The organism is Aestuariivirga sp., from assembly GCF_044238155.1.
GTDB lineage: Bacteria > Pseudomonadota > Alphaproteobacteria > Rhizobiales > Aestuariivirgaceae > Aestuariivirga.
In genome coordinates, this window is the sequence record NZ_JBIIDX010000012.1 from 20,454 (window position 1) to 31,678 (window position 11,225).

The following is an 11,225-nucleotide window of genomic DNA, read 5'->3' on the forward strand; positions in this document are numbered from 1 at the left end:
CGGGCGAGCAGCCTAAGCAGACCACCAAGAAGTTACTACAGGACCCGTCCCATAGAAAAGCCGGTTGCCAGATGCTTTCGAACAAAAACGATGAGCAGAATGCCAGGAAGAAGACCTAGTACACTGGCAGCCGACAGCATGGCCACATCACCTGCCAGAACCCCCGCTGCTCTCGTCATGATGCCTGCGATGGGCTTGGCATCGATCGTCGTGAGTGCGTTGGCCAGCATGTATTCTACCCAGGAAAACATGAAGCAAAAGAAGGCTGCCACGGCGATTCCGGGTGCGATTTGCGGCACCAGAATCCTGATCATGAAGCCTGACAGCCGATAGCCGTCGACGCGCGCACTCTCGTCCATCTCTCGCGGAATTGCAGAGATGAAACCCTCAAGTATCCAGATTGCAAGTGGAACATTGAAGAAGCAGTGAGCGATCGCTACGGCGATATGCGTATCAATCATGCCCAGATCCGAGAATATCTGAACAAACGGCGCCAGCAGGATGGCTGGCGCCAGCATTCGAAACATGAGCAGGCTGAAGAACAGCGCACGATGGCCAAAAAAATCATGCCGCGAAAAAGCATAGGCTGCGGGCAGTGCAACGCCAACTGATATAACCACATTCATTGCGACATAGATGAGGGCGTTGACGTAACCCATATACCAGTCACGATCACTGAAGATCGCTGCATAGTTCGCGAAGGTCACTTCATGGGGATAGAAAGTCAGTTCTCCAGCGATTTCTGAAGTTGTCTTGAAGCTCATGATGACGAGCCAGTACACCGGGGTCATCAGCAGAAAGACATAGACTAAGGGTGCGGGGGAGCGGCGCCACCTCATGCAGGACGCCTCGGGCTGGGAACGATGAGCGAGAAGAACATCCACGACACAGCAAGAACGATCGCGAGATAGATGATCGCCATGGCTCCGCCCTCGCCAAGATCAAACTGAATCGTTGCTGTCTGTATGAGCTCATGCGACAGGAAGGTGGTCGACACGCCAGGCCCGCCCCGTGTGACCACATAAGCCTCAGCATAGATCATGAAACTGTCCATGAGCCGAAGCAGCACAGCGATCAAGAGCACAAGGCGGAGCTTCGGCAACTGGATGTTGCGGAAGACAGCCCACGACCCAGCCCCATCGATTCGGGCGGCTTGGTAATAGGCCTGAGGAATCGAACGCAGTCCAGCATAGCAGAGGAGTACAACCAGACTCGTCCAGTGCCAGCAATCCATCAACAGGAGCGTCATCCAGACGACAAGTGGGTTGTTCATGTCGTAGCCGAGACCTACGAGCCCGGTGAGGCCAGGCAGCAGGCCGACGCCCGGCGTTGAAATAACCTTCCAGAGATAGCCAACCACTATGGCAGGGGCCAGGAGCGGAATTGCCAGCAAAATGATGTAAGTTGCTGCAAGACGTCCAGATGCGGGTATTCGAAGCGCAATATAGATACCCAGCGGGATCTGCACGACAAGAGCCAGAAACGCAAACCCGAGACTGCGTGCGAACGCCCACCAGAACTCTCTCGAAGTCAGGACGTTGACGTACCAGTCTGCACCGACCCAGACGAAACTGTTCCCCGAAAACGTGTCATGCACCGAATAGAACGCGACGAAGCAAGCCGGAATGACGCCGCTGAGCACCATCACGAACAAGGCGGGCAGCAACAGTGTTATTGGCGAACAGAAGCGGGATGTCATTGCCGTCGAGATGACCATTCGGCTGACATCAAGTCAAGCTAGCTTGGAGGCCGCTCTGGATCACACCCGGATCACAAGACCGAGCTCCACACACCTGGTGGGCTCCAGATCGAGGGTGCTTACCAGTTCTTGGTCCAGCTTGTGCAACAAGGCAAAGCTCCAGCGCACTGGAAGCGGAAGCCGGTCGCGACCAGCATGAATTAGATTCTCCCGGGCGGAATAATACACCAGGTCCTCTTCCTGCTTCCACCAACCTCTTTCCTGACCCAGCTCGATCACTGGCTCCATCGACAATGGCTCGCGATACCCAAAGGTGGCATGAACCAAGATTATGTTATGAGAATAGATGTGCACCTGAAGGCGATCAGCATCGGCTACTTTTGGCAACTCTGAAGGCAGGAACTCGACAATGACTGCTGGCTGATAGAGCATCGAGGTGACTTGAACCTGTTGCAGTAGCGCGAAAGGCGTTATCCGTACATCTGCTGGAAACGGCAAATGCTGAAAGAAGATTGCTGGCCGCTCCTGAAGATGGAGGTCCTGACGAAGCTCGACGATATCCACGAAATCAGCCACGGGCATGTCGATCCGTTGTACACGCCGCCGAAGAAGGCCATCGCCTATGATCCACGACATCATCAGCCATGAAATGACCATCGTGACGATGAGGGTGAAATAGTTTCCCGCAGGAAGCTTCGTCACCGTGGCTGCCAGAAACACAAAATCCAGCGGCAACGCAAAGAACACAAAGACAAGTACTTTCCAGACCGACCATCGCCAGACGACGAGGATTACAACCGAAAAAGCCAATGTCGTAAGCAGCATGGTAGCGGAAACAGCAAAGCCATAAGACGCCGCCAAAGGCTCCGACGACTGGAACACGAGAATCAGCAATACAGACCCAGCAAGGAGCAGGCCATTGATGAGCGGGACATAAACCTGGCCTCTCATACTGTCTGAGGTATGCAGAATGCGCAGTCGCGGCAGATACCCCTGCCGAATTGCCTGATTGGTGATCGAGAACATGCCGGAGATCACAGCTTGGCCGGCAATACAACTTGCGAATGTCGCAAGAACGACCAATGGGATGAGCAAGTCGATGGGCGCCATTGCAAAAAACGCGTTGGACGTTGAACCGGGGTGTTCGAGATGCCACGCCGACTGGCCGAAATAGTTGAGCAAAAGCCCCACCATAGCCACTCCGTACCAGGCATAGCTGATTGGCTTTCGTCCAAAGTGTCCCATGTCTATGTATATTGCTTCAGCACCTGTTGCAGCAAGCAGCACCGACCCAAACAGCCCGAAGAGTTGCGACCACGTCAACTGGCTGGCGAGATCAAATGCAAATGTCGGTGACAGCGCCATCAGCACGTCAGGACGAGTGACCACCTGGGCCAGACCCAGCAGCCCGATCACGGCAAACCATAGGAGCATGAGGGGGCTGAATAGCCGGCTCAGCGCCTGGGTGCCAAATCGTTGTGCGGCGAACAGGATGACTACGATCACAAGGCTTGCCACAACGACAAAGGTACGAGCACTGGGATAGACGATCTCGACACCCTCGACCGCAGCCATGATCGACAGTGGCGGTGTAATCAGGCTGTCGGCAAAGAGCAGCGCAGCAGACGTGACCACGAGTGCGAGAATTGCAACCTGTGCAGGCCTGTTGGTTGCTCTGATATGCCTGCGCAGAACTGAGGCGATTGCGAAGATTCCTCCTTCGCCATCGTTGTCGACAAGAGTGATGAACAGAAGGTATTTGATGCTGACAATAAGTGTAAGCGTCCAGAATATCAGTGATGCCACTCCCATGATGGCTGTTTCATCGACTGGCAGGCCTGGCGCGTGGATCGAAGCGTCGAAGGCGTACATCGGGCTCGTCCCGATATCACCAAACACGATACCTATTGCCGCAAAGGCCATGCCAACGGTGCTTTGCGATTTCAGATGTCCAGTATTCATGGTCGGCTCGCCCCCTCTGCCCTCCAGCAATTTGGCGCGACCTTATGCGTAATGATCTGGCGATTGGGAATTGGTGATTCCACCGATTCCCAGGCGGTTCAAATACGTTGACGCCAGCTGCTACGGTCGCGGCTGAACAGCAGATCCCACAACACGTTGCGACCCACCTCTCGCGCAACCTCCTCGAAGGCAAACAGAGGAATCAGAGCAACCATCAAGAGCGCGGCGTGAACCAGGAACCCGGCCCATGTTGCGCCCCCAAACTCAGCCAGGCTGACCCCGACAGGCCTATGCTGAATCAATGCCTTCACGGCCTCCTCCGCAATATGGAAGACACAGATCAAAATCGTGAACAGTAGCGACTTCCAGAACACCGACCAGATCAAAGCCTGGTCCTTGAGGCCCTCGCCGATCTTGAGCGCCTGACCAATGAGTATCACCTTGCCGAAAATGAGCGCGTTGAAGAGGGCATAACCCTGGTTCCACAAATTGATCCCATTCTCTTGCAGGAGGATGCGCTTATAGTCAGCAAGCAGTGCAAACAGCACCCACAGATAGATGGTGATCACTATATACTTGCGAAACTCATCCAGCACGCGCCGCTCTAGACGTCTCATCGTGCCTTGAGGCCCGGACGGTTGATTTTCAATCTGCTTCACTCTTTCTGCTCCTTCGCGTTGTCGCTCACCGATCTGACATAGCAGCCAGCGCCGCTGCTGCTGTCCTCCGAAATCAAAGGCCAGTCACCTGTCTTGGTCACCTGAAAGAAAGATCGTGCAGGATTACAACATCGGCGGGCCCGCTTCCCGGCGCCTCGATGCGTCTTCCCCCAAGCCCGAGGGCGAGCGCGATCGAGCGCGCGTTCCCCGGGTCGATGTAGTTGACCAGCCGGTTCCAGCCCAGCTCCGTCTTTGCCCACCGCATGACGGCCTGAGCGGCCTCGCGGGCGATGCCCTGCCCTTCCGCCTCCGGAACCACGAACCAGCCTAGCTCGGGCTCCGGGTAGCCCTCCGGCTGGTAGATGCCGACTTCGCCCAGATAGGTGCCGGTTGTGCGGTCATCGACGCCGAGAGGGCCAAACCCCTTGAGCGGCCACAAAGCAACGTCCGAGGCCCACACGCGCCAGGCCTGCTCCCGGCTGAGCGGCCCATCCTCCCAGCGCGAGCGCTCGGAAGCATAGAACGCCGCGAAATGCGCAAAATCGGCAAGCCGCGGCGGGCGGAGCACCAGCCTGGTGGTGTGCAAAGTCGGCGCCTCGAGATTTTTCGGCACGAGCACTCCTACACGATCAAAGCCAGACGCAACAAATCCCTCGAAGGCACACAGTCAGGCGGCAAAGGCCGGGGCAAACATCGCCTCTGACCAAGAGGCTGTTTCTTCCTATTCCCACTCAATCGTCCCCGGCGGCTTCGATGTCACGTCATAAACCACGCGGCTCACGCCCCGCACCTCGTTGATGATGCGGGTGGCGGTGCGGGCGAGGAAAGCGTGGTCGAAGGGATAGGAATCGGCCGTCATGCCGTCGGTCGAGGTTACGGCGCGCAGGCCCAGCACGCGGTCATAGGTGCGGCCGTCGCCCATCACGCCCACGGTGCGCACCGGGAGCAGCACCGCGAAGGCCTGCCAGATCGCGTCATAGAGCCCGGCCTTGCGGATTTCGTCGAGATAGATGGCATCCGCCTTGCGCAGGATGTCGAGCTTCTCGCCCGTCACATCGTCATGCGGGATGCGGATGGCGAGCCCTGGCCCGGGGAACGGATGGCGGCCCACGAAATGCGGCGGCAGGCCCAGCTCGCGGCCGAGAAGCCGCACCTCATCCTTGAACAATTCGCGCAGCGGCTCGACGAGCTTCATGTTCATGCGCGCGGGAAGCCCGCCGACATTGTGGTGCGACTTGATGGTGACGGACGGCCCGCCGGTGAAGGAGACGCTCTCGATCACATCCGGATAGAGCGTGCCCTGCGCGAGGAAGGCGGCGCCACCCACCTTGCGGGCTTCCGCCTCGAACACGTCGATGAACAGCTTGCCGATGATCTTGCGCTTCTGTTCAGGATCGGAGACGCCCGCAAGCGCGCCGAGGAACATGTCCGACGCATCGACATGGACGAGCGGAATGTTGTAGGCCTCGCGGAACAGCCGCACCACCTCGTCAGCCTCGTTCATCCGCATCAGCCCGTGATCGACGAAGATGCAGGTGAGCTGGGCGCCGATGGCCTCATGGATCAGCACCGCGGTGACCGCCGAGTCAACCCCACCCGACAGGCCGCAGATCACCCGCTCCAGCCCCACCTGTTTTCTGATCTTGTGGATCATCTCGGTTCTGAAATGGGCCATCGACCAGTCGCCCTTGCAGCCGCAGATCTCCAGGGCGAAGTTGGCAAGCAGCCTGGCGCCGTCCGGCGTGTGGACGACCTCCATGTGGAACTGGGTGGCGTAGAACCGGCGGCGCTCATCGGCAATCGCCGCGAAGGGCGCGCCGTCCGAGGCCGCCACCACGCGGAAGCCTTCGGGGATGGCGGTGACGCGGTCGCCGTGGCTCATCCACACCTGGTGGCGCTCGCCCGGCTGCCAGACGCCGTCAAACAGCGCGCATGCGCCCTTCACCTCGACGAAGGCCTTGCCGAATTCGCGGTGGTCCGAGGCCTCCACTTTTCCGCCGAGCTGCGCGCACATGGTCTGCTCGCCGTAGCAGATGCCGAGCACCGGAACGCCGCGGCTGAACACCCGCTCCGGCGCGCGCGGGCTGCCGCCCTCATGCACCGAGGCGGGGCCGCCGGAGAGAATGATGCCCTTGAGGCCCGGCCAGTCCAGTGCGGCCTCCGCCGACTGGAAGGGCACGATTTCCGAATATACCCCCGCCTCGCGGATGCGCCGGGCGATGAGCTGGGTGACCTGGGAGCCGAAATCGATGATCAGGATGCGGTCTTGCATGGCGGGTCCATAAGCAAGAGCGCATGAGTCCGCAAGATGCGGGGGCAGCGGGCGCTATTTGAGGCTGACAATATACTCCGCCAGCGCCTCGACATCCGCCTGCGGCAGCTTGGAGAGATTGGTCTGGACAGCCCCCATACCGCCGGACGACATGTTTTCGTAGCCCAGCATCTCGCCGTTCTGGAAGGCCAGCGTGAGATCGGCGGCGTCCTTGTATTTGCCGCGGCCCAAGAGATCACGCAGCGACGGCACCCTGCCCTGGCCCTCCGGGTGCAGGCCGCCGGCGAACTGTCGGCTCATGTCCGGCACCATGACGATGTTTCGCGGGGTGTGGCATTCATTGCAGTGGCCGGGCGCATTGGCGATATAGGCGCCGCGGTTCCAGCTGGCGGTCTGGGCGGGGTCCGGCTGCCAGGGCGTGGTATCGAGGCCCAGGTGCTTCCAAAGACCGACGCCGCGGCGGAGCAGCCAGGGAGCCGGGATCTCAGCTGGCTTCTCTGGAGACACGACTGGTGTCAGCGTGGCCAGATAGGCGCGGATGTCGAGCACGTCCTCGGTCTTCATGTGGGCATAGGACGTGTAGGGGAAGGCCGGAATCAGGTGCTGGCCCTCGGGGGAGAGGCCGCGCTGCACGGCATTCACGAAGTCAAGATCGGTCCATTTGCCGAGTCCGGTTTCCGGATCGGGCGTCAGGTTGGGCGGATAGAAGACGCCAACCGGGGTCTTGAGAGGCGCTCCCCCCGAGGGCAGCGCCTGATCGGCAGCCGCCATCTCGGGTCCGGGCCTGTGGCAGGAAAAGCAGCCCGCGGCGTTGTAAAGCACCTGGCCATTCGCTGCATCCGGCACATGTGACGGCAGGCTGGACAGCGCCAGCGGTTGCGGCACGCTGAACCACCAGGCACCCGCCGCACCGGCAATCGCCAGCACCAGCACGACGAGTGCAACCCGCTTCATCCCCACCATGATCAATCGCTCAGTCGGCCGCGCGATACTTCTCGTGGCACCCCTTGCATGAGGCACCGAGTGCCGGGAAGGCGGCCTTGAAGGACGCCTCGTCGGTGCTGGCCTCCACACCGGCCACCGCATCATCGAAGGACTTCCAGGCGGCGGCAAATCCGGCCGCATCGCTCCAGACTTCGGGCTTGGCCTCCGTCTTGACGGAAGATCCCGTCTGGGCCGAGGCATTCCAGACATCCTGCGCCTCACCTTCGGCGCGGGCGTCCTTCATCGACTTGACCGCAGCCTGCACCGCGGCCGCGTCATAGGCCGACTCGCCCTTCAGGATCGCAACAAGCGCCTTCATGGCCTTCATGTTGACCTTCATCTCCGCCTGGCGGGCGCTGATCAGGTCATCGGCCGACCCTGCTGCCAGCACCGAGCCTGCCCCGATCACACCGAGGCCGATTGCCAGGATCAGGGCCCTGGCTGAAATGCTTTTCATGCGCGATTCCTCCTTGTTGGAGTGTTTTGCTTAGCAGAAGACACGGGGGACTGGCAGCCCCCCGTGCCTTGCCCTGGCGAATTACTTGCAGGCCTTGCCGTTCTCGGCAGTCAGCTCCACCTTGCCACCTTCAACCTTGACGTCACTGATGGTGCACAGCACGCCTTCATCGGGTGCCGAGACCTTGAGATCATAGGTGCCATCGGCGAGTTCCGCGACGGCCACCGTCTTGCCATCATCCAGAGCACCCTCGGCGATGCCTTCCATCAGATTGGCACCGAATTCACCCTTGCCTGCCGGCGAGGCAAAGAGCTCATCGATCGGCAGGCCGCTGTGATTGGTTACCGTCAGTCCCGCTGCAAAGGCCGAGGAAGCCATCACCATCAGGGGGAGCGCGAAAAGAACTCGTTTCATGAGCAAACATCCATTCATCATCGGGTTGCAACCGCAAGTCCGGCATATCCGGCCGCGATTCACCCGCCGGGGCAGCGGGCAGGACAGCAACTATTCATGGATGCTCGAGAAAACCATTGTTCCCGGGTTTAGAAACAGCAAACCGGCACCGCCGGACAGGCGGCCTAAACCCCAGTTTAGGCGTGGCCGCGCCGTCAGCCCGCTGCAAGCCCCCACAGCAGCCAGACGTTGAGACCGATGATGACGAGTGCGATTACGCCCGCCGTCACCCACAGCCAGATGGGAGCTGCGAGATCACCAAGCTTTCCCTGGTCACGCGTGAACATGACCAGCGGCACGATGGCGAAAGGCAATTGGAAAGCGAGAACCACCTGGCTGAGGATGAGAAGTGTGCCCGTACCTTCCGCGCCGTAATAAATGGTCACGGCCGCGGCCGGCACGATGGCAATCAGCCGTGTGATCAGTCGCCTCAGCCAGGCCGGCAGGCGGATGTCGAGAAAGCCCTCCATCACGACCTGCCCTGCCATGGTGGCCGTCACCGTGGAATTGAGACCGCAACACAAGAGCGCGATGGCAAACAGTTTCGGCGCCAGAAGCGAGCCCACCAGCGGCGCCAGCATGGCATGCGCCTCGCCGATATCGGTCACGCTGGTATGGCCACCCGCATGGAAGGTGGCCGCGGCAAGGATCAGGATCGAGGCATTGATCAGCAACGCAAACATGAGCGCCGAGGTCGAATCCCAGGTCGCAAACCGCAGGGCCTCCCGCTTTTCCGGCAGGCTCTCGCCATAGGCTCGCGTCTGAACGATCGCCGAATGGAGGTAGAGATTATGTGGCATAACCGTGGCCCCGATGATCCCGAGCGCAAGATAGAGCATGGCAGGGTTGTTGACGATCTCGGTGGTGGGCGCAAAGCCACGGATCACGCCCCCCCAGTCCGGATCGGCCATGGCGATCTGCAGGAGGAAACAGACGAAGATGACACCCAGCAGCGTGATGATGAAGGCTTCGATCCAGCGAAATCCCATGCGCTGCAGCCAGAGGATCAGGAAGACGTCGAGGGCCGTGATCACAACTCCGAGTTCCAGCGGAATGCCGAACAGCAGGTTGAGCCCGATCGCAGTCCCCACCACCTCGGCAATATCGGTTGCGATGATCGCCACCTCGGCAAAGACCCAGAGCACGATGGCGACCGGCCGCGGATAGGCATCCCGGCAGGCCTGAGCAAGGTCACGCCCGGAACCGACCGCCAGTCGCGCGCACAATGACTGCAGGATGATCGCCATGATGTTGGAGATCAGCACCACCGCAAGCAGCGCATAGCCAAACTGCGCGCCTCCGGCGATGGACGTAGCCCAGTTTCCGGGGTCCATGTAGCCTACAGCCACCAGAAAGCCTGGCCCGGCGAACGTCAGCGCCCGCCGGACTGTCGAGGTGTTTGGCTCCACCTGGATCGTGCGGAACACATCGACCAGCGGTGGCTCGCCCCGCCCCCGATGCCATCCTGGCGAAGTAGTATTTCCATTCTTCACTTCCGAAGTTTAGCATTGGCTAAATCTATTGCAATAAGCTAATTTTTTGAAGGAACAGGGAGTTTGAACTTGGCGCATCGGGCACAAAAGCCTGGGCTGGCAAAAATCCGCTCGACGGCCTTCCGCCGCATCAGGTCCGACCATCAGTCGGAACTGGCCGAGGATTACGTCGAGCTGATCGCCGATCTCATCGACGAAAAGGGCGAGGCGCGCGGATCAGATGTGGCTCTGCGCCTCGGCGTTGCCAACGCGACGGTCGTCAAGACCCTGAAACGCCTGCAGGACGCAGGCCTCGTCACGCAGGAGCCCTACCGCGCCATCTTCCTCACCGGCGACGGCTGGAAACTGGCCGAGGACGGCCGCCGCAAGCACAAGATCGTCGAGAGCTTCCTGCTGGCGCTGGGCGTTTCAAGCGATACGGCGCGCATCGACGCCGAGGGGATCGAGCATCATGTGAGCGAGGAAACCTTACGCGCCATGGCCCGCTTCGTGGCGCGGGGCGGCACGGGCCCTAAGCCGTCTTCGTGATGACTGCCACGAAGAAGCCATCGGTGCCGTTGCGCCCCGGCGTGAGCAGCAAGGTGTTCTCCGAGCCATCTGCCGAGGCGGGAACCCCGCCGCCGATGGTACGCGCCCATTGCTCTTTGTACGGAACGATTGTGGCCTGCGGCCGCCGCTCGGTAAAGCTTGCGATCTGACCGGTATTTTCTTCGGGCAGCACCGAGCAGGTGATGTAGATAACCGTGCCGCCGGGCCTGGCGAGATCGAAGCCCCGGTCGAGGAGCTGGGCCTGCTCCTTCAACCGCTGCTGAAGCAGTTTCTGGTTGAACCGCCATTTGGCGTCAGGCTTGCGCCGCCACGAGCCAGAGCCGGAACAGGGCGCGTCGATCACCACGCAATCGAAGGGCCCCAGCGCATCGAGCTTGCCTTTGTCCTGGGCCGAGATCACCTCACAGTTCGTCACCCCTGCCCGCGTGAGGCGCTCGAAGATCGGGCGCAGGCGGAAGCGGTCAAGGTCATGCGCCACGAGCCTTCCCTCATTCCGCATCAGCGCGGCGAGCGCCAGCGTCTTGCCGCCCGCCCCGGCGCAGATGTCGGCCACCGCCATGCCAGGCGCAACACCGGACAGCAGCGCCGCCACCTGCGAGCCCGCGTCCTGCACCTCATACCAGCCAAGGCCATGGGCGGGCTCCGCCTCGACATTGGCATTGCGGGTCTCAGGCCCGGGTGCGGCGATGCGCACGGC

The 11,225-nt window shown here is 60.6% G+C and carries 12 protein-coding genes; 1 reads left to right on the forward strand and 11 read right to left on the reverse strand.

Going from position 1 to position 11,225, the window contains the following annotated elements; all coding sequences use genetic code 11:
• Positions 1–35: 35 nt before the first annotated feature.
• From ACILRN_RS02480 to ACILRN_RS02525, 10 genes are all read right to left on the reverse strand, one after another.
• Complete coding sequence (locus ACILRN_RS02480; RefSeq protein ID WP_395685217.1) at positions 36–839, reverse strand: carbohydrate ABC transporter permease; 804 nt, start codon at positions 837–839, stop codon at positions 36–38.
• Positions 836–1,717, reverse strand: a complete 882-nt coding sequence (locus ACILRN_RS02485) for a carbohydrate ABC transporter permease (protein ID WP_395685220.1) — start codon at positions 1,715–1,717, stop codon at positions 836–838. The genes ACILRN_RS02480 and ACILRN_RS02485 overlap by 4 nt, the downstream gene beginning before the upstream one ends.
• Before the next feature lie 42 nt (positions 1,718–1,759).
• Positions 1,760–3,661, reverse strand: coding sequence for a KUP/HAK/KT family potassium transporter (locus tag ACILRN_RS02490; RefSeq protein ID WP_395685222.1), 1,902 nt, complete (start codon positions 3,659–3,661; stop codon positions 1,760–1,762).
• Between the two features lie 98 nt (positions 3,662–3,759).
• Positions 3,760–4,320 carry a hypothetical protein gene (locus ACILRN_RS02495; protein ID WP_395685224.1) on the reverse strand — a complete coding sequence of 187 codons (561 nt, stop codon included), beginning with the start codon at positions 4,318–4,320 and terminating at the stop codon, positions 3,760–3,762.
• A gap of 97 nt (positions 4,321–4,417) precedes the next feature.
• Positions 4,418–4,933, reverse strand: a complete 516-nt coding sequence (locus tag ACILRN_RS02500; protein ID WP_395685225.1) for a GNAT family N-acetyltransferase — start codon at positions 4,931–4,933, stop codon at positions 4,418–4,420.
• A gap of 108 nt (positions 4,934–5,041) precedes the next feature.
• Positions 5,042–6,592 (reverse strand): glutamine-hydrolyzing GMP synthase, encoded by a 1,551-nt coding sequence (gene guaA, locus ACILRN_RS02505; RefSeq protein WP_395685226.1) that lies wholly within the window; start codon positions 6,590–6,592, stop codon positions 5,042–5,044.
• Positions 6,593–6,646: 54 nt separating this feature from the next.
• Positions 6,647–7,555: a c-type cytochrome gene (locus tag ACILRN_RS02510; protein ID WP_395685227.1), complete on the reverse strand. Its 909-nt coding sequence runs from the start codon at positions 7,553–7,555 to the stop codon at positions 6,647–6,649.
• Between the two features lie 10 nt (positions 7,556–7,565).
• The gene (locus ACILRN_RS02515) at positions 7,566–8,033 is read right to left on the reverse strand and encodes a c-type cytochrome (RefSeq protein WP_395685228.1); all 468 of its coding nucleotides are present in this window, start codon (positions 8,031–8,033) and stop codon (positions 7,566–7,568) included.
• Between the two features lie 81 nt (positions 8,034–8,114).
• Positions 8,115–8,447 carry a hypothetical protein gene (locus ACILRN_RS02520; protein WP_395685229.1) on the reverse strand — a complete coding sequence of 111 codons (333 nt, stop codon included), beginning with the start codon at positions 8,445–8,447 and terminating at the stop codon, positions 8,115–8,117.
• Between the two features lie 194 nt (positions 8,448–8,641).
• Positions 8,642–9,979 (reverse strand): Nramp family divalent metal transporter, encoded by a 1,338-nt coding sequence (locus tag ACILRN_RS02525; RefSeq protein WP_395685231.1) that lies wholly within the window; start codon positions 9,977–9,979, stop codon positions 8,642–8,644.
• A 96-nt stretch (positions 9,980–10,075) separates the two neighbouring features.
• Between ACILRN_RS02525 and mntR the strand changes: the two genes are divergently transcribed.
• On the forward strand, positions 10,076–10,507 hold the full coding sequence (gene mntR / locus ACILRN_RS02530) for a manganese-binding transcriptional regulator MntR (protein ID WP_395685235.1): 432 nt from the start codon (positions 10,076–10,078) through the stop codon (positions 10,505–10,507).
• On the opposite strand, the gene ACILRN_RS02535 is transcribed toward mntR, so the two are convergent.
• A partial coding sequence (locus ACILRN_RS02535) for an RsmB/NOP family class I SAM-dependent RNA methyltransferase (protein WP_395685233.1) occupies positions 10,491–11,225 on the reverse strand: 735 nt, incomplete at its 5' end. The two genes, mntR and ACILRN_RS02535, sit on opposite strands and share 17 nt — an antisense overlap.